This is a genomic window from Mesorhizobium sp. B2-3-7, assembly GCF_006442695.1.
In the GTDB taxonomy this organism is placed as follows: Bacteria; Pseudomonadota; Alphaproteobacteria; order Rhizobiales; family Rhizobiaceae; genus Mesorhizobium.
In genome coordinates this window covers 244,905-262,515 of the sequence record NZ_VFVV01000001.1, presented here as the reverse complement: position 1 = coordinate 262,515, position 17,611 = coordinate 244,905, and the positions used below count along the sequence as shown (strand labels likewise).

Here is a 17,611-nt window from a genome sequence, read left to right as displayed (position 1 = left end):
AGCATCAGGAGACAGAGACATGTTGTTCGCGTTGATTTGCAAGGACAAGCCCGGAAGCACGCAAGTGCGCATCGATACGCGGCCGGAGCACCTCGCTTTTCTCGAAGGGCTGAACAGCGACAAGAAGCTGGCCTTCGCCGGTCCGTTCCTCGACGCCGACGGCAAGTCCAACGGCAGCCTCGTCGTCGTCGAAGCGCCTGACATGGCAGGCGCGCAGGCGCTGTCGGCCGCCGATCCCTATGCCAAGGCGGGACTGTTCGAAAGCGTCGAGGTCCGCCAGTGGAACTGGACCTTCAACAAGCCGGCGGCTAATTAATCGGCACAAGGCTGGAGGAGCAATACGAATGAACTACTGGTTGTTCAAATCCGAACCCTCGGTGTTCTCCTTCGAGGCGTTGAAGGCCAAGGGGAAGGCAGGCACGCAATGGGACGGCGTGCGCAACTATGCGGCGCGCAACAACATGAAGGCCATGCAGATCGGTGATCTCGGCTTCTTCTACCACTCCAACGAGGGGCTGAACGTGGTCGGCATCGCCGAAGTGTGCGCACTGGCTCATCCCGACACCACATCGGACGATCCGCGCTGGGAATGCGTCGACATCCGCGCCTTCAAGGATGTGCCGAACCCGCCGACGCTGGAGCAGGTCAAGGCCAATCCCAAGCTCGCCGACATGGCGCTGGTGCGGCTCGGACGGCTTTCCGTGCAGCCGGTGACGCCGGCCGAATGGAAGGAAGTCTGCCGCATGGGTGGCCTGACGCCGGCTCCGTGACGGTTCTCACGAGCCATAGCGCGGAACGCTTCATCCTCTACAATACGGCGCTGATGGCGCCGCCGCATGTGCCGGAGATTGCGCTGTATCTTGCCGACGAGGCGCATGATCTGTGGCAGCGGACGGAGGACGAGCTGGTCGAGATCGGGCTGCCGCCGCCTTTCTGGGCCTTTGCCTGGGCCGGCGGCCAGGGGCTTGCCCGCCATATCATCGACAACCCGGCCATGGTGCGGGGCAAGCGCGTGCTCGACTTCGCCTCCGGCTCCGGTCTCGTCGCCATCGCCGCGGCCAAAGCCGGCGCGGCAGGGGTGACCGCCGCCGACATCGACCCGTTCTGCGCCACGGCGGTCCGCCTCAATGCGCAAGCCAATGGCGTCGCCGTCGAATTCGTCCAGGATGACTGCGTCGGAACGGATGCGGACTGGGACGTGGTTCTTGCCGGCGATGTCTTCTACGACAAGCCGTTCGCAGACCGGCTGACGCCCTGGTTCGCGGCTCTGAAGCGGCGCGGCGCCGATATCCTGATCGGCGATCCCGGCCGCTCCTATCTGCCGCGGTCGGGGCTGGAACCGCTTGGCGTCTACCAGGTGCCGGTGACGCGGGCGCTCGAGGATGCCGAAATAAAACGCACCACCGTCTGGCGGTGGAGCACCGAGCGCCCGGCTTGACGCCGCCACTGAACAGGCGTTTCCATGAGCTCCGTATCAGAGGGGAATATCATGGATTTTTCAGCGGTTAACTGGCTGGCGGTGATCGTCGCCGCAATCCTGGCGTGGCTGTTCGGCGCCGGCTGGTACACCGGTTTGAGTAAGCCATGGCTGAAGGCTGCAAAACTCGATCCGGCGACCATGAAGAAATCGTTGCTGCCGTTTCTCATCTCTTTCATCGCCGAGTTGGTCATGGCGCTTGTGATGGCCCTGGTCGTCGGCGCGGTGACTGGCGGCGAGCCGACATTGCTGGCGGGACTGGTCTTCGGTTTCGTGCTTTGGCTCGGCTTCATCGCAACCACGCTGTCGGTCAATCATCGCTACGAGAATTTCGGCTGGGACCTGACCATCATCGACGGCGGCCACTGGCTTGGCGTGCTGTTGATCGTCGGCGCCGTGGTCGGCTGGTTCGGCGCCGCAGCGAGTTGAAGGCCTCCGCTACACCCGGTCCGCGGTTTGGGATTTTGCCATTTCCTCCAGAATCCACGTGCGAAAGGCAACGATGCGCGGATCGTTCACCAGTTCCTTGGGATAGACCAGGAAATAGGCGAATTCCGGCGCGACCTTGATGCCGAGTTCGAAAGGCCGCACCAACCTGCCTTCGGAAAGGTCGTTGGCCACCATGGCGAAATCGGCGAGCGCCACGGCGCTGCCCTCCATCGCCGCCTGGACCGCGTCGGCCGAGGTGCCGAAAACGATGGTGCGGCTGTCGTCGAAATCGTCGACGCCGGCTGCCGCCATCCACATGCGCCAGTTCGGCCAGGTCACGCCCTGACGCGCCCATTCGATATGGGCAAGCGTGTGATGGAAGAGATCGCGCGGTTCGCGCAGCGGCGGACCTGACGCCAGCAGGCTCGGGCTGCATACCGGGATGATGACGTTGTCGAACAGCCGGTGCGCGCAAAGTCCCGGATATCTGCCGGCGCCGAAGCGGATGCCGACATCGACATCGTCAAGGTCGAAATCCCGCAATCCGTAGGCGATGTCGAACCTGAGTTCGATGCCTTCATGTTTTTTTCGAAAATCCTCGACCCGCCGCATCAGCCATTTCGTCGCGAATTGGGCGTCGAGCGTCACTTTCAGCAGCGTCGTGCCGCGCGTCATCTTCTGTGCCCGCGAGACGGCCTTGCCAAGCAGGTCGAGCGCATCGGCAGAGGCCTCGAACAGCACCGTTCCGGCCTCCGTCAGCCGGATGCTGCGGCTGGAGCGCGTGAACAGGACGATGCCGAGCTGGTCTTCGATCTCCTTGATCTGGTGGCTGACGGCGGCTGGTGTCAGGCCGAGTTCGTCGGCGGCCCGGGTGAAATTGAGATGCCGGGCCGCTGCCTCCAGCGTCCTCAGCGCCCGGGTTCCCGGCACCAGGCGGGCCATCAGCGTGGCCCCAGAACAGACGCGGTCATGGCGTCCTGATCCTCAAAGAAAACTTGATAATCCGGAAAGAACTACTCGTTTCTCTCCAATCTTTCAATCGGGCATGATGCGACTATCGAACCAATATCAAACCGGATTTTATGTCCGGATGGAAGGAACCGTATCATTGTCTCACATAGCTTTGAGAGCTCCCGCGAGCCGGCTGAACTGGCTGACCGCCGCGTTCGACTGGCTCCGCCAGGCCAAGGTCGCGGCAAGCCTGCCGCAGGACGACATCGAGGACCTGTCGGATCGCCAGTTGCGCGATGTTGGCGCCACGCGCAAAGACGTCTCCCGCGCCATGGACCGCGAACTCGGCCGGCTGGGCCTGCTCGACATCGGCTGGCAGGTAAGGAAAGGGAATAGGAATTAGGAGTAGGCAATAGAAAGAGAACCCTACTGCCTACTGCCTACTGCCTATTCCCTACACCATTCCCTACCTTACCACCCTCACCACCGTCCGGTCCGACAGCAGCGGCAAAAGGCGCGCCATCGTGCGTGCGGTCACCGCGACGCAGCCTTGCGTGGGCGTGAAGCCCGGGCGCGCCAGGTGGAAGAAGATGGCGCTGCCGCGTCCGCGGCGGCGCGGCGTTATATTCCAGTCGAGCACAAGGCAGGCATCATAGAGCCTGTCGTCGCGCCGCATGCGTTCGTGGCTGGCGCCGTAGGGGATCTTGACCGGCCTGTTATAGTTTCGGTCGTCGGGCACTTCGCACCAGCCGAGATCAGGCCCGATCGGCGTCATCGCCAGCCGGGTGATGCGGCCGCTGGAGAAGTGGTCTCCCCGGAAATAACCCGACAGGATCCGCATTTGGCCAAGCGGCGTGGCGCCGTCGCCTTCGCGCTTGCCCGCCGAGATGCCGCCACGCCCCAGCGCGCAGGCAAACACCGTTCTGCCCGCCTGCAGCAGCCCCTGGCTGGGACGGCCGGGCCTTGCCCGCACGGTCAGCACCCGCAGTCCTTTTCGCAAAATTGCGCCGGCTGCATTGCGATCGTGTTTTTTCTTGTATGATCGTGCCACGGAACAAATCACTGTGATCGGCTGTTGTGCCGGTCAGCTTCCGCATAAACAGGCAGCGGTCAACTGAATTTTCTTTTCAAAACAACGGATTGATCCATGACTTCACGAACCATCCTGATCGTCGACGACGATGACGACCTGCGCGGCACGTTGGTCGAGCAATTGTCCCTTTATGAGGAATTCGACGTGCTGCAGGAGTCCACTGCGGCAAAAGGCGTCGCCGCGGCGCGTGGCGGCCTCATCGACCTGCTGATCATGGATGTCGGCCTGCCCGACATGGACGGCCGCGAAGCGGTGAAGATCCTGCGCAAGGGTGGCTACAAGGCGCCCATCATCATGCTGACCGGCCACGACACCGATTCGGACACGATCCTTGGCCTCGAAGCCGGCGCCAACGACTACGTGACGAAGCCGTTCCGCTTCGCGGTGCTTTTGGCGCGCATCCGCGCGCAGCTGCGCCAGCACGAGCAAAGCGAGGACGCCACCTTCTCGGTCGGCCCCTACACCTTCAAGCCAAGCCAGAAGCTGCTGATCGACCCGCGCGGCGCAAAGGTGCGGCTGACGGAGAAGGAGGCCTCGATCATCAAATATCTCTACCGCGCCGACCAGAAGGTGGTGACGCGGGACGTGCTGCTCGAGGAGGTGTGGGGCTACAATTCCGGCGTTACCACGCACACACTAGAAACCCATGTGTATCGCCTGCGCCAGAAGATCGAGCGCGATCCTTCCAATGCGGAAATTCTTGTGACAGAAAGCGGTGGCTACAAGCTGGTTCCTTAAACATTTTATTATCCAATAAGCGGTCTGGGCGGGGCTGCTTTTGGGTGCGATCCTGTTGGAGCGGGATTCTGGATCGCACCGCAGAGGAGGGATTGGACTGACCGTTCGGGGACACAGCTAGATGGCGCTGGATGACGACATCCGCATCCTGTCAGCCGTGAGGCTTTTCGAGGGCTTCACGCAGGAACAATTGCGCCTGCTCGCCTTCGGCGCCGAGACCATGCTGCTGCAGGCAGACCACAAGCTCTATCGCGAGGACGATATGGCTGATTCGGCCTATATCGTGGTCAGCGGAGAGATCGTGCTCTACCGCGAACAGGCAGGCGGACGCATCCCTATCGGCACGGCCAGCCCCGGCACCATGCTGAGCGAACTGGCGCTGATCGCCGACACCAACCGGCTGACCAGTGCATCGGCCGCGGTCGATTCGGAGGTGATCCGGCTCAGCCGAAAGATGTTCCGCCGCATCCTGGAGGAATATCCGGATTTGGCGGCACAGCTCCACCAGCGCATCCTGGAAGACTTTCAGGCAATGATCCACCGCATCGAGAAGCTGGCGCCGCGCTTTTCCGAGTGAACGGGAGAGACAGGTGGAGTTCCGGCTGGTTCGCGCCACCGAAAATGACCTGCCCTTCATCATGGCGACCGAGCGGCTTGACGCAATTGTCGCCGGAGTGGGAAAAGCGCCGGCCCGGCTGATCAGTCCAGGTTGAACCGCGCGATGACCGGAACATGGTCCGAGGGGCGTTCCCAGCCACGCGCCGCCCGCAGGATTTCGTAGCCGGTGAAATCAGGCACCAGGTTCGGTGACGACCAGACATGATCGAGCCGCCGGCCGCGGTTGGATGCCTCCCAGTCCTGCGCGCGGTAGCTCCACCAAGTGTAGAGCTTCTGTTCTGATGGCACGTTGAGCCGCATCAGGTCGACCCAGTCGCCGGCCAGCCGCATGGCCTCGAAACTCTCCGTCTCGACCGGCGTATGGCTGACCACGTTGAGCAATTGCTTATGCGACCAGACATCGTGTTCGAGCGGCGCGATGTTGAGGTCGCCGACCAGGACCGAGGCGGACACTTCGCTGTGTTCGGCGCGGATTGCGGCCATCTCGGCGACGAAATCGAGTTTGTGCCTGAACTTGCGGTTGACTTCCGGGTCCGGTTCGTCGCCGCCCGCCGGAACGTAGAAATTGTGCAGCAGGATCGCCTTGCCGCCGGCCCGCACGGTCACCGACAAATGCCGGCTGTCGTCGATGTCGCAGAAGCGGCGCTTCTCGACCACCGCGATCGGCCGGCGCGCGACCGTCGCCACGCCGTGATAGCCCTTCTGACCATGAAAGGCGATGTGCCCGTAGCCGAGCCTGCGGAAGGCCTTTTCGGGGAACAGCTCGTCGGGAACTTTTGTTTCCTGCAGGCAAAGCACATCGGGTGCGTATTCATCTAGCAGGCGCTCGATGATCGGCATACGCAGGCGAACGGAATTTATGTTCCAGGTGGCGATGGAAAAGGGCATTTGGCGGGTCCGGCGAAAGATCGCCGAACTACTGCCAGCCCCGCGCCATAAAGACAAGCATTGCAGCAGTTGCGGAGGTCGGCGCCGCGCCGCCGAAACCGCACGAAAGGCTTCGCCAGGAAAGCTATCTGGTCTTCGTATTCAGCTCACGGTTGGCGGTATAATCGATGGCAAACGTGTCGGGAGCGAAGCTCACGCCTTCCTTGGTGTTGAAGATCATCACCGTGGTGTCCTTGCCCTGCGCATCGGTGATCGTCCATTGGCGCAGATCATAGGTCTTCGGATCGAACATCATGGTGATACGCGCATTGCCGAACACAGACTTGTCCGAGAGCTGGATGGTGGTGAGATCGTCCTCTTCCTTGACGCTCTTGACGCGGTTTCCGGAGAGATCGATCCGGTCGTCGAGCAACAGTTTCAGCGGCGTCTTCGACAAGGGATAAAGATCGGACGTGTTCAGTTTCTTGTTGAGGATGACCACCGACTTGCCGTCCGAAATCACCCGGAAATTCGAGGATCCGTCATAATTGAAACGGATCTTGCCCGGTCTTTCCAGGAAGAACTTGCCGCCGGTCTGTTCGCCCTTGGGGCCGAACTGCACGAATTCGCCGCTCATCGACTTAACCGAGGAAAAATGATCGGCGATCTTCTGCGCGGCCGCCGGCACGGCCGCCTGCGCGGATGCCAGCAGCTCGAATCCGGGCACCACGTTGAGGGCGGCAGCGCCCGCGAGCACCAGGCCGAGGCCAAGCAACTGACGGCGCGTCGGGGCAAGATCGCCGAGCGCGGAAAGATCGTTTTTCATGTCGGTCACTCTCATCTTGAGTCCTGATTTGTTGTTGTCCTGAACCCCCAGTTGGGCTGAAGTTTGACGGCGCGAACACTGCTTGACCGCTTGAACGCGCCAGAAGGTTCAAAGTTGCCGCCGGTATTTGTCGCGATCAGAATTTGTCCTCTTCGGTCGGCACCAGGATCTCGCGTTTTCCGGCATGGTTGGCGGGGCCGACAATGCCTTCTTTTTCCATCTTCTCGATGATCGAAGCGGCGCGGTTGTAGCCGATGCCCAGACGCCGCTGGATGTAGCTGGTCGAGGCCTTGCCGTCGCGCAACACCACGGACACCGCCTGGTCGTAAGGATCGTCGGAATCCTCGAAATTGCCGCCGCCGCCGCCCGAGCCGCCCTTGCCGGAGGGCTCGTCCTCGTCCTCATCATCGTCCTCGGTGATGGCGTCGAGATATTCCGGCACGCCCTGCAGCTTCAGATGCGCGACGATCTTCTCGACCTCGTCGTCGGAGACGAACGGGCCGTGCACGCGCTGGATGCGGCCGCCGCCGGCCATGTAGAGCATGTCGCCCATGCCGAGCAGCTGCTCGGCGCCTTGCTCGCCCAAGATGGTGCGGCTGTCGATCTTCGACGTTACCTGGAAGGAGATGCGGGTGGGGAAGTTGGCCTTGATGGTACCGGTGATCACGTCGACAGACGGACGTTGCGTCGCCATGATGACATGGATGCCGGCGGCGCGCGCCATCTGCGCCAGGCGCTGGACGGCACCCTCGATGTCCTTGCCGGCAACCATCATCAGATCGGCCATTTCGTCGATGATGACGACGATGTAAGGCATCGGCTCAAGGTCGAGATTCTCGGTCTCGTAGATCGCCTCGCCGGTCTGGCGGTCGAAGCCGGTCTGCACCGTGCGCGAGATCTTTTCGCCCTTCTTCTCCGCCTGTTGGACGCGTGCGTTGAAACCGTCGATATTGCGCACGCCGACCTTCGACATCTTGCGGTAGCGGTCTTCCATCTCCCGCACGGTCCATTTCAGCGCAACCACCGCCTTCTTCGGGTCGGTGACGACAGGCGTCAAAAGGTGCGGGATGCCGTCATAGACCGAGAGCTCCAGCATCTTGGGATCGATCATGATCAGCCGGCATTCCTGCGGCGTCAGCCGGTAGAGCAGCGACAGGATCATGGTGTTGATGGCGACCGACTTGCCCGAGCCGGTGGTGCCGGCGACCAAGACGTGCGGCATCTTGGCGATATCGACGATGACCGCCTCGCCGTTGATGGTCTTGCCCAGCGCCAGCGCCAGCTTGGCCTTGGTGGTCTCGAAATCGCGGCTGGCCATGATTTCCCTGAGATACACCGTCTCGCGCTTGGCGTTCGGCAATTCGATGCCGATGGCGTTGCGGCCCGGCACCACGGCGACGCGGCAGGCGATGGCGCTCATCGAGCGGGCGATGTCGTCGGAGAGGCCGATGACGCGCGATGATTTGATGCCTGGCGCAGGCTCCAGCTCATAGAGCGTGACGACGGGGCCGGGGCGGACATGGATGATCTCGCCCTTGACGCCGAAATCCTCCAGCACGCCTTCGAGCAGGCGGGCGTTCTGTTCCAGCGCGTCTTTCGAGAGGCTCGGGTCGCGCGCGACGTTCTTCGGTTCGGACAGGAAATGCAGCGACGGCATCTCGAATTTTTCCGAGCCGATCAACGAGGCCTGCGCCTCGCGCTGGACGCGCGCACCCGGAGCCGGGCGCGGCGCCGGCGCTTCAACGCGCGTGGCGGCATCCGAGCGGAACGGCTGGACCTTTGCGGTGGAAGCCGCGCGACGCTGGACGAGGGGTTCATCGTCGAAATCGACATCGTCATCGCCGGTGTCGAAGCGATCGTCGAAGACGTCATCGTCCGGATCGACGGAAACGCTGCGGTCGTTGACCATGGCGGCGAAGAATTCCGGTTCGACGCGGGCACGGCCATCCGGGCTCATCCGCTGCTCGGCGAACTCGGCCGATTCGACCCGTTCGGCGGCACGCCGCCAGGCGCTGGCGCGCGGCTCCATTCCCGGCTCGAATTCGTCCCGCCGCTGCCTGCGGCGCACGGCGCGGCGGTGCATCCACGCGCGGAACGAAAGCCACCAATGGGTCATTGCGCCGAGCGCCAGCATGCCTTCGTCGCCTTCATCCTCGTCATTGTCGAACAGCAGCTCATCCTCACGCGGATCGGCGGCGGCCGGTTCCTCCATGACGGCGAAACCGTTCTTGCGTGCGATCAGCGCCGAACCGTAGGCGAACAGCCATAGCGCCGGACCGGCCATCAGAATGGCGAGCACGCTGGCCACCAGCCCGGTCGGATAGCCACCGATGACGACGCCCGGAATCTTCAGTACCATGTCGCCGAACACGCCGCCGAGCCCGGTCGGCAGCGGCCAGGTCTTGGGCGGCACCACGCAGCCGGCGATCGCAGCGGCCAGCAGGGCAAAGCCGAACCAGAACAGACCGCGCCTGGGCAGCCTGTCGACGCCACGCGCCGAAAACAGGAGATATCCCCAGATCACGGCCGGAACCAGCGCCGCCACGGCGGCAAGGCCGAAGAACTGCATGGCGATGTCGGAGAAGACAGCACCCGCATAGCCCATGGCATTGGTGACGGTGTTGGCTGTGGCGTGCGAGAAGCTCGGGTCGGCGACATTCCAGGTGGCCAGGCTGGCGACGCCGAAAGCGGTGAACGCGAACATGCCGGCGCCGACAAGCCGGCCGACCTGGCGTCGCGCGAATGCCTGGATGCCGTGCCCCGTATCGGTCAGCGCGAGCGGTGCTGAAGCCCCTGAACGCATGCTCTTCCCCGTCAGTGATTGCCTGGCCCGAGCGCGTGACGCACTTCGGCAGATTTGGCTGCCAGACTATGCGTGGGAAGGTTAAGGCCGCATTAACCATGGCAAGGGCCCCACCCGCCTGCCGCAAATAACAATGGCGAGCCTCACGGCCCGCCATTTCTGCATCGGCAACGGCAGGGTGATCAGGCTCGGTGGGCCTGATCCGCTGCGGTCTCAGTTGGCTCCGCCGAGCGCCTGGACGTTGGCGCAGAACTCGGCGTGCGGCTTGCTCATCGCCGCGTCCTGGCATTCCTTCTTCATCGTATCCTGTTTTTCCATTGGCATGGCCATGAAAGCGGTCTTGAATTCCGCCATCGGCTTCATGGTTTTCATGCTGGAATCGGTGAAGAACGGGGCCATATTGTCGGGTTCGTCGAGAGCCCCGGCAAATGCCATGCCGCTGACCATGGAAAGAGCGAGCGCGCCGAGACAGATATTCTTGACGTTCATTGGATAGTTTCCTTCCCTATTGTTTGCAACGACCGCCGAACAGTGGTCGTGCCCGGGAGTTCGATGCCAAGACGTCCGATGTTTCCTCGAAAATCTCAATCACGCGAACGTGATTGCGCTCGTTCAATCAAACGGGCTCCAAAAAAGAGGCCCGGAGCGATCCGGGCCTCAAGGCGTGAGCACCTTGCGGAGCGTCACGACGGGATTTCAAGTTCCAGAAGACGTGCAGCGGTTTTCCGTACGCGATTACAGAAAGAGATGGGACCGGCGGGAGGAGGTCCGCCGGTCCCATGGCAAAGAGGCCTTACGGCACCACTTCGCCGTGCTGGCTGATGTCGAGACCCTCGACCTCTTCCTGGGTCGATGGACGCAGGCCGACGAGCGCCTTGACGATGTAGAGGATGACGAAGGTGGCGATTGCCGTCCACAGGATGGTGAAGACGATGCCGTAGAGCTGCTTGCCGATCGACGCGCCCGAGGACAGGCTGTTGATTGCCGGGTCGGCGAGCACGCCGGTCAGCAATGCGCCGACCACGCCGCCGACGCCATGGACGCCGAAGGCATCGAGCGAGTCGTCATAGCCGAACATGTGCTTTACCTTGACCGCCGAGATGTAGCAGACGACGCCGGCGACGATGCCGACGATGAAGGCGCCCGTCGGGTTGACGAAGCCGGAAGCCGGCGTCACCGCGACAAGGCCGGCGACGGCGCCGGAGATGATGCCGAGCACCGAGGGCTTCTTGGCGACGATCCATTCGGCGAACATCCAGGCCAGCGCCGCTGCCGCGGTGGCAACCTGGGTGTTGAGCATCGCGGCACCGGCGAGGCCGTCGGCGGCGAGTTCCGAACCGGCGTTGAAGCCGAACCAGCCGACCCACAGCAGCGAAGCGCCGATCACGGAATAGACCAGGTTATGCGGCGCCATGTTGGTGGTGCCGTAGCCTTCGCGCTTGCCAAGGACCAGGGCGCAGACGAGACCCGCGACACCGGCATTGATATGGACGACCGTGCCGCCGGCGAAGTCGAGCACGCCGGCAGCGCCGAGGAAGCCGCCGCCCCAGACCCAATGCGCGATCGGCGCATAGACGACCAGCAGCCACAGCGCCATGAAGATCAGCAGGGCCGAGAACTTCATGCGCTCGGCAAAGGCGCCGGCGATCAGGGCCGGGGTGATGATGGCGAAGGTCATCTGGAACATCGAAAAGACGAATTCAGGAATGTTGGCCACGCCCGGCGCCCACAGCGTCGAGGTGGTGATGCCGTGATGGAAGAACTTCGAGAAGCCCCCGAGATAGGCATTCATGCCGCCGCCGTCGGAAAAGGCCAGCGAATAGCCGAACATGAACCACAGCACCGTCACCAGGCAGGTGATGGCGAAGCTCTGCATGACGGTGGCAAGCACGTTCTTCTTGCGCACCATGCCGCCGTAGAACAGTGCCAGGCCGGGGATGGTCATCATCAGCACCAGCGCCGTCGAAGTCAGCATCCAGGCGGTGTTGCCGGTGTCGAGCACCGGGGTGGGAGCGGCCGGGGCGGCGGCAGCCGCGGCCGGAGCCGCTTCCTGCGCGAGGGCGGCGACGCTGCCCAACGCTGCGAGAGCGAGCGAGCCAAAAAGGGCGGCGCGTCCCGTCTTCTTCAAGGTGGAAGGAATATTCATTGAACTCTCCATTGGAATACGTGTTCGCCGCTTCAGAGCGCGTCGGTGTCTGTTTCGCCGGTGCGGATGCGCACCGCCTGGTCGATGCCGAAAACGAAGATCTTGCCGTCGCCGATCTGACCGGTCTTGGCGGCTGCGGTGATGGCCTCCACGGCCTTGTCGACCATGTCGGCGCTGACCGCGACCTCGATCTTGATCTTCGGCAGGAAACTGACCGCGTATTCCGCCCCGCGATAGATTTCCGTGTGCCCCTTCTGACGCCCGTAGCCTTTGACTTCGGTGACGGTCAGGCCCTGGATGCCGACGGCGGTAAGCGCTTCGCGTACCTCGTCGAGCTTGAACGGCTTGATGATTGCCATCACGATTTTCATAAGGTTTCACCCTTTTGCTGTTGCGGTCCCCCGCGTTTGCACACCTTCACCGATCCCGAGGAGCCGGAGAGTGCCGACGAGGATTCAAGCTCCGTGCCAATTGCCGAAGCAGCGTGTTAACCTGTTGTAAATAAAGGAATTGACGCGCCCGCAACCGCACCGTGCCGATGGGCGCGGCACAGCTTCTGCTCAATAATTAAGCAATTTTCTGAAAACGCCTATTTGGAAGGCTTTGGGCGAAAGGACTGCTCAACGCTTGAGCCGGATCAAGCCTTCCTGGGCCATCGAGGCGATCAGCGTGCCGTCGCGGGCATAAAGCGTGCCGCGGCTGAATCCGCGCGATCCCGAGCTCGAGGGGCTGTCCTGCGCGTAGAGCAGCCAGCCGTCGAGCGAATGCGGGCGGTGGAACCACATCGAATGGTCGAGGCTGGCCGCCTGGATGTCGGGATCGAACAGCCCGCGCCCATGCGCGAAGGTCGAGGTGTCGAGCAGCGTCATGTCGGAGAGATAGGCGAGCAACACCGATTGCAGCGCGCGGTCGTCTGGGACGGGACCGGCGAGGCGGATCCAGACATTCTGCCGGGGCGGCAGCTTGTCACGGCTTTCATAGTGCTGGAGATTGACCGGCCTGAGCTCCAGCGGTCGCTCGCGCGCCCAGAAGCGTCGCACCGCTTCCGGCACCCGGTCGGCCTTTTCGAGCAGTTGGCGCTGCGTCTTCAGCCCTTCCGGCGGCGGCACGTCGTCGGGCAAAGCGAACTGGTGCTCCAGCCCCTTCTCATCGACCTGGAACGAGGCTTCCAGCGAGAAGATCGCGTTCCCGTGCTGGATCGCCAGCACCCGGCGGGTGGTGAAGGAGCCGCCGTCGCGGATGCGGTCGACCTCGTAGATGATCGGCACCTTGATGTCGCCAGGCCGCATAAAATAGCCGTGCAGCGAATGCACGTAGCGGTCGGGCTCGACGGTCCGCTGCGCCGCCACCAGCGCCTGGGCGATGGTCTGGCCGCCGAACACGCGCTGCCACTCCACCTGGGGGCTGCGACCACGATACAGATTGTGTTCCAGCCTCTCGAGGTCGAGAATGCGCAGAAGCTCGTCCATGGCCGCCGTCATGTGTCGTGACCTCGCCTCAAGATTTCCTCGGCGGGTTTCCGACAGGAAGGACGGGCCGTCAAGGGCGGATGGCAGGCTGGCTTGCAAGGAGCGAAGACCATGGAAGGCAAGGCAGAGGCGAAAACCAGGTCCGGGCTCGATGTTCTGGTCGCCGGCGCCGGCTATGTCGGCCTGGCTGCCGCCGTGTCGCTGAAACAGGCGCAACCGGAGCTTGCCGTGGCCCTGGTCGATGCCGCACCCCCCGGCTCCTGGCAAAGGGACGGGCGCGCCTCGGCCATTGCGGCGGCCGCCTGCCGCATGCTCGAGCGGCTCGGCGTCTGGGCCGAGATCGCGCCGGAAGCGCAGGCAATCACCGAGATGATCATCACCGATTCGCGTGCCGCCGATCCTGTGCGCCCGGTCTTCCTCACTTTCGACGGCGAGGTGGCGCCGGGCGAGCCCTTCGCACATATGGTGGCCAACCGGGTGCTGAACGGCGCCTTGCGCCGCAGCGCCGAAAAGCTCGGCGTCGACATCATCGAAGGCGTTGCCGTGCAAGGGTTCGAAACCAATGGTGCGGGCATCACCGTGCATCTGGCCGACGGCGCGACGCTGAAGGCGCGGCTGCTGGTCGCCGCCGACGGCGTCAACTCGAAGCTGCGCGACATGGCCGGCATCAAGACGGTGAAATGGGAATACGGCCAGTCCGGCATCGTCTGCACCGTGGCACATGAACGGCCGCACAATGGCCGCGCCGAAGAGCATTTCCTGCCCGCCGGACCCTTCGCCACGCTGCCGCTGAAGCCGGGCGCGGACGGCTCCAACCGCTCGTCGATCGTCTGGGTCGAGCGGTCGGAAGATGCTCAAACGCTGGTCGCCGGCGACGACCTCCTCTTCGAGCACGAACTGGAACAGCGTTTCGGCCTCAAGCTTGGCGAGATCCGCGTCGCCGACAAGCCGCGCGCCTGGCCGCTGGGTCTTACCATCGCGCGCGCCTTCGTCGCGCCGCGCGTGGCGCTTGCCGGCGATGCCGCCCACGGCATCCACCCGATCGCCGGCCAGGGCCTCAATCTCGGCTTCAAGGATGTCGCCGCCCTGGCCGAGGTGATCGTCGAAGCCGACCGGCTGGGCCAGGATATCGGCGCGCTCGACGTGCTCGAGCGTTACCAGCAATGGCGCCGTTTCGACACGGTGCAGATGGGCGTCACGACAGATGTGCTGAACCGGCTGTTTTCCAACGATATCGGCCCGCTGCGCGCGGTGCGCGACATCGGCCTCGGCCTGGTCGAGCGCATGCCACGGCTGAAGGAATTCTTCATCCGCCAGGCGTCGGGGCTTTCAGCCGGCACGCCGCGCCTTTTGAAGGGCGAGGCGATCTGACCCGCCGCGCCGCTTATGACCCGGGCACGTCATAGATCGCCCGGACCTCGATCGTGCCGAGTTCGGCCAGCGGAATGCCGCCGGCGATGTCCAGTGCCTCCTGGAGGTCCTTCGCCTCGATCATGACGAAGCCGAGCAACTGCTCCTTGGTTTCGGCGAACGGGCCGTCGGTGACCAGCCGCTTGCCCTTGCGACGGCGCACGGTTTTCGAGGTCTTCACCGATTGCAGCGCCTGCGCGACGATGAGCTTGCCTTGTTGGTCCAAGGACCGGTCATAGGCCAGCGAATCGGCGTCGAGCTTGGCCGATCCTTCCGGGGTGAGCGCGTAGAGGTCTTTCTCCTCACCATAGACCAGGCAGACATATTTCATTTCGCGCTCCCTTGCTGCGATGAATCATAGGATGCGGTGACGAGCGTGTCAGCCTTGCCTTCGACCGCTGCCGCATGGTCGAGAAGGCATGCCGCGACCGCGATGATGGCGACAGCCGCCAGCAGCCTGCGGACACCGGACGGCGGTGGCTCCAGCCAGAAGTCCTGCCGTCGTTGAGCCTTGCGGCCCGGGGTCTTCCATATTGCGAAAAACAGATTGTCCATGTGAACCTCCATCCGGCCACAATCCCGTGGTCGCCCGCAGGACGGCCGGGCCGAATGGAAGCCGACATTTTTGCACGCGGTTTTTTTTTCTAAAGGAATGAACCGTCATCACGCCGTGGTCCAAACAGCGCAGTGGTCTTCGCGCATGCCCGCGTTATAGTTGGCCGGACGCTGGGCTCACCTGGACAAGTTCACGACAACCAAGGAGGAATTCATGGACCGCACCGCAACCGCCGTCTGGAAGGGCAATCTGAAGGACGGCAAAGGCACGCTCGACAGCCAGAGCGGGACCCTGAACGGCACGCCCTATTCGTTCAAGGCACGCTTCGAGGACGAGAGCGGCAAATCCGGCACCAATCCGGAAGAGCTGATCGCGGCCGCGCACGCCGGCTGCTACGCCATGCAGCTGTCGCATTTCCTGGCCGAGAACGGCACCCCGGCGGCCGAGCTCGACGCCAAGGCCGTGGTGACGCTGGTTCCCGGCACCGGCATCACGGGCAGCGCGATCACCCTTGTCGGCAAGGTGCCCGGCATCGACGCGGCGAAGTTCAAGGAATTGGCCGAGAAGGCCAAGGCCGAATGCCCTGTTTCCAAAGCGCTGGGCGCCATCAACGTATCGCTCGACGCCAGGCTCGGCTGAGACCCCGGCATCCCGGCGCGCATGGTCGCGCCGGACACGCCCGACCGCTCAGGCGCCCAGCGCGTCGAGCCGGGCGCGAAGGGCTGCGACTTCCTGCTCCAGCGCCTCCACTCTCGCTTCAAGGTCGGAAGCGGGCACGGCCGATGCAGTGCGCTGCGCCGACAGGGCGGCAACGTCAACCGGCCCGGCGAGGAGATGCACATAGCGGTCCTCGCGTTGGCCTGGACCGCGCGGGATTTCCTGAACGAGCGGCGGTCGACGGCCGATCAGCATATCGAGTTCACCGCGCAAATCCTCGATCGATGAAAACCTTGCCATGCGCTCGCTGCGTGCCAACAATTCATGCGCCGTCTGCGGCCCGCGCAGCAAAAGCAGACCGACCAAGGCGGTCTGAGGCGTGGTCAGCGAGAAGCGCTGCGCCATCTGGTGCTCGTAGCGCTCGACGCGGGAGCCGAACATCTGCCGCACCAGCCCCTTCTGCTCGAGCAGCTTCAGCGCCCGGTGCACCTCTGTCTGCTCCAGCGCCATGACGGGCTCGCGCGCCGTCTTCTGGTTGGCGGCGGCAAGCGCTGCGTTGAGGGTCAACGGATAGACGTCCGGCGTCAGCTCCTTCTTCTCGATGAGGCAGCCGAGCACACGCGCTTCGGGAGGAGACAGGATGGGGAGGTCCGTCATTGGATTGCAATCCTTTTTGAAGCTGGCAAGACAGCGCCCCTTTTGTCCTGCCGGAGAAAGGGGGCGCGAAGGATCGCTGCGTTCAAGACTGCCGCGAGCGAGCGCCTAAACCCTTCTCTCCACCATCATCTTCTTGATTTCCGCGATCGCCTTGGCCGGATTCAAGCCCTTGGGGCAGGTCTGCGCGCAGTTCATGATGGTGTGGCAGCGATAGAGCCGGAAGGGGTCCTCGAGATTGTCGAGCCGCTCGCCCGTGGCCTCGTCGCGGCTGTCGATCAGCCAGCGATACGCCTGCAGCAGGGTTGCCGGGCCGAGATAACGGTCGCCGTTCCACCAATAGCTCGGGCAAGAGGTCGAGCAGCAGGCGCACAATATGCATTCGTAGAGCCCGTCGAGCTTCTCACGCTCCTCATGGCTCTGCAGCCATTCCTTGGCGGGCTGCGGCGAGACCGTCTTCAGCCACGGTTCGATCGAGGCGTGCTGGGCGTAGAAATTGGTGAGGTCGGGCACCAGGTCCTTGATGACGGGCATATGCGGCAGCGGGTAGATCTTGACAGCACCCGATATGTCGTCGCAGCCCTTGGTGCAGGCGAGCGTGTTGGAGCCGTCGATATTCATGGCGCAGGAGCCGCAGATGCCTTCCCGGCAGGAGCGGCGCAAGGTCAGCGTCGGGTCGATCTTGTTCTTGATCCAGAGCAGCGCATCCAGCACCATCGGCCCGCAATCGTCCATGTCGACGAAATAGGTGTCCATGCGCGGGTTCTCGTCATCATCCGGCGACCAGCGGTAGATGCGATATTCCCTGAGATTGGTCGCGCCTTCCGGCTTCGGCCAGGTCTTGCCCTGCTGGATCTTCGAGTTCTTGGGGAGCGTGAGTTCGACCATTACCTCAGGTCCTTTCGGATGACGCGGCT

22 protein-coding genes are annotated in these 17,611 nt (G+C 63.4%); 9 read left to right on the top strand and 13 right to left on the bottom strand.

Annotated elements, in window-relative coordinates; translation table 11 throughout:
* Positions 1 to 19: 19 nt before the first annotated feature.
* The 4 genes from FJ940_RS01330 to FJ940_RS01315 are packed head-to-tail and all read left to right on the top strand — an operon-like array spanning position 20 to position 1,906.
* A complete protein-coding gene (locus FJ940_RS01330; protein ID WP_140492651.1) occupies positions 20 to 316 on the top strand; it encodes a YciI-like protein in 297 nt (98 codons plus the stop codon).
* Between the two features lie 28 nt (positions 317 to 344).
* Positions 345 to 770 carry an EVE domain-containing protein gene (locus tag FJ940_RS01325; RefSeq protein ID WP_140492656.1) on the top strand — a complete coding sequence of 142 codons (426 nt, stop codon included), beginning with the start codon at positions 345 to 347 and terminating at the stop codon, positions 768 to 770.
* Positions 767 to 1,438, top strand: a complete 672-nt coding sequence (locus FJ940_RS01320; RefSeq protein ID WP_140654937.1) for a methyltransferase — start codon at positions 767 to 769, stop codon at positions 1,436 to 1,438. Before FJ940_RS01325 ends, FJ940_RS01320 begins: the two co-directional genes overlap by 4 nt.
* A gap of 51 nt (positions 1,439 to 1,489) precedes the next feature.
* Positions 1,490 to 1,906, top strand: coding sequence for a DUF1761 domain-containing protein (locus FJ940_RS01315; protein WP_140654934.1), 417 nt, complete (start codon positions 1,490 to 1,492; stop codon positions 1,904 to 1,906).
* 9 nt (positions 1,907 to 1,915) lie between these two features.
* On the opposite strand, the gene gcvA is transcribed toward FJ940_RS01315, so the two are convergent.
* The gene (gcvA, locus tag FJ940_RS01310) at positions 1,916 to 2,848 is read right to left on the bottom strand and encodes a transcriptional regulator GcvA (RefSeq protein WP_140492662.1); all 933 of its coding nucleotides are present in this window, start codon (positions 2,846 to 2,848) and stop codon (positions 1,916 to 1,918) included.
* Between the two features lie 166 nt (positions 2,849 to 3,014).
* On the opposite strand from gcvA, the gene FJ940_RS01305 reads away from it, so the two are divergent.
* On the top strand, positions 3,015 to 3,260 hold the full coding sequence (locus FJ940_RS01305; protein ID WP_140554835.1) for a hypothetical protein: 246 nt from the start codon (positions 3,015 to 3,017) through the stop codon (positions 3,258 to 3,260).
* Between the two features lie 63 nt (positions 3,261 to 3,323).
* On the opposite strand, the gene FJ940_RS01300 is transcribed toward FJ940_RS01305, so the two are convergent.
* Positions 3,324 to 3,860 (bottom strand): L,D-transpeptidase, encoded by a 537-nt coding sequence (locus FJ940_RS01300; protein WP_181165209.1) that lies wholly within the window; start codon positions 3,858 to 3,860, stop codon positions 3,324 to 3,326.
* 144 nt (positions 3,861 to 4,004) lie between these two features.
* On the opposite strand from FJ940_RS01300, the gene FJ940_RS01295 reads away from it, so the two are divergent.
* Positions 4,005 to 4,688: a response regulator transcription factor gene (locus FJ940_RS01295; protein WP_091576052.1), complete on the top strand. Its 684-nt coding sequence runs from the start codon at positions 4,005 to 4,007 to the stop codon at positions 4,686 to 4,688.
* A 121-nt stretch (positions 4,689 to 4,809) separates the two neighbouring features.
* Entirely contained in the window at positions 4,810 to 5,265 is a 456-nt protein-coding gene (locus FJ940_RS01290) for a cyclic nucleotide-binding domain-containing protein (RefSeq protein ID WP_140524662.1), read from the top strand.
* A 122-nt stretch (positions 5,266 to 5,387) separates the two neighbouring features.
* Here FJ940_RS01290 and FJ940_RS01280 read toward each other — a convergent pair whose 3' ends face one another.
* The 7 genes from FJ940_RS01280 to tesB form a co-directional block, all read right to left on the bottom strand.
* On the bottom strand, positions 5,388 to 6,194 hold the full coding sequence (locus tag FJ940_RS01280; protein ID WP_140654931.1) for an exodeoxyribonuclease III: 807 nt from the start codon (positions 6,192 to 6,194) through the stop codon (positions 5,388 to 5,390).
* Between the two features lie 124 nt (positions 6,195 to 6,318).
* Positions 6,319 to 6,999: an outer membrane lipoprotein carrier protein LolA gene (locus tag FJ940_RS01275; RefSeq protein ID WP_140513951.1), complete on the bottom strand. Its 681-nt coding sequence runs from the start codon at positions 6,997 to 6,999 to the stop codon at positions 6,319 to 6,321.
* Between the two features lie 136 nt (positions 7,000 to 7,135).
* The gene (locus FJ940_RS01270) at positions 7,136 to 9,802 is read right to left on the bottom strand and encodes a DNA translocase FtsK (protein ID WP_140492677.1); all 2,667 of its coding nucleotides are present in this window, start codon (positions 9,800 to 9,802) and stop codon (positions 7,136 to 7,138) included.
* A gap of 213 nt (positions 9,803 to 10,015) precedes the next feature.
* On the bottom strand, positions 10,016 to 10,291 hold the full coding sequence (locus FJ940_RS01265; RefSeq protein ID WP_140492681.1) for a hypothetical protein: 276 nt from the start codon (positions 10,289 to 10,291) through the stop codon (positions 10,016 to 10,018).
* A gap of 304 nt (positions 10,292 to 10,595) precedes the next feature.
* On the bottom strand, positions 10,596 to 11,948 hold the full coding sequence (locus tag FJ940_RS01260; protein WP_140492683.1) for an ammonium transporter: 1,353 nt from the start codon (positions 11,946 to 11,948) through the stop codon (positions 10,596 to 10,598).
* Between the two features lie 32 nt (positions 11,949 to 11,980).
* Positions 11,981 to 12,319, bottom strand: a complete 339-nt coding sequence (locus FJ940_RS01255) for a P-II family nitrogen regulator (protein ID WP_013528889.1) — start codon at positions 12,317 to 12,319, stop codon at positions 11,981 to 11,983.
* Between the two features lie 249 nt (positions 12,320 to 12,568).
* Entirely contained in the window at positions 12,569 to 13,429 is an 861-nt protein-coding gene (gene tesB, locus FJ940_RS01250) for an acyl-CoA thioesterase II (protein WP_140524665.1), read from the bottom strand.
* A 99-nt stretch (positions 13,430 to 13,528) separates the two neighbouring features.
* Here tesB and FJ940_RS01245 point away from each other — a divergent pair, with 99 nt between their 5' ends.
* Positions 13,529 to 14,788, top strand: coding sequence for a ubiquinone biosynthesis hydroxylase (locus FJ940_RS01245; protein WP_140654929.1), 1,260 nt, complete (start codon positions 13,529 to 13,531; stop codon positions 14,786 to 14,788).
* A gap of 13 nt (positions 14,789 to 14,801) precedes the next feature.
* Here the strand turns inward: FJ940_RS01245 and FJ940_RS01240 are convergent, their stop codons facing one another.
* On the bottom strand, positions 14,802 to 15,158 hold the full coding sequence (locus tag FJ940_RS01240; protein WP_140492691.1) for a YciI family protein: 357 nt from the start codon (positions 15,156 to 15,158) through the stop codon (positions 14,802 to 14,804).
* Positions 15,155 to 15,382 (bottom strand): hypothetical protein, encoded by a 228-nt coding sequence (locus FJ940_RS01235; RefSeq protein ID WP_140554839.1) that lies wholly within the window; start codon positions 15,380 to 15,382, stop codon positions 15,155 to 15,157. The genes FJ940_RS01240 and FJ940_RS01235 overlap by 4 nt, the downstream gene beginning before the upstream one ends.
* 214 nt (positions 15,383 to 15,596) lie before the next feature.
* Here FJ940_RS01235 and FJ940_RS01230 point away from each other — a divergent pair, with 214 nt between their 5' ends.
* Complete coding sequence (locus FJ940_RS01230; RefSeq protein WP_140492697.1) at positions 15,597 to 16,022, top strand: OsmC family protein; 426 nt, start codon at positions 15,597 to 15,599, stop codon at positions 16,020 to 16,022.
* A gap of 48 nt (positions 16,023 to 16,070) precedes the next feature.
* On the opposite strand, the gene FJ940_RS01225 is transcribed toward FJ940_RS01230, so the two are convergent.
* Positions 16,071 to 16,697 carry a DUF480 domain-containing protein gene (locus tag FJ940_RS01225; RefSeq protein WP_140559263.1) on the bottom strand — a complete coding sequence of 209 codons (627 nt, stop codon included), beginning with the start codon at positions 16,695 to 16,697 and terminating at the stop codon, positions 16,071 to 16,073.
* 105 nt (positions 16,698 to 16,802) lie between these two features.
* The gene (locus FJ940_RS01220) at positions 16,803 to 17,582 is read right to left on the bottom strand and encodes a succinate dehydrogenase iron-sulfur subunit (RefSeq protein WP_140518103.1); all 780 of its coding nucleotides are present in this window, start codon (positions 17,580 to 17,582) and stop codon (positions 16,803 to 16,805) included.
* Between the last annotated feature and the right edge of the window lie 29 nt (positions 17,583 to 17,611).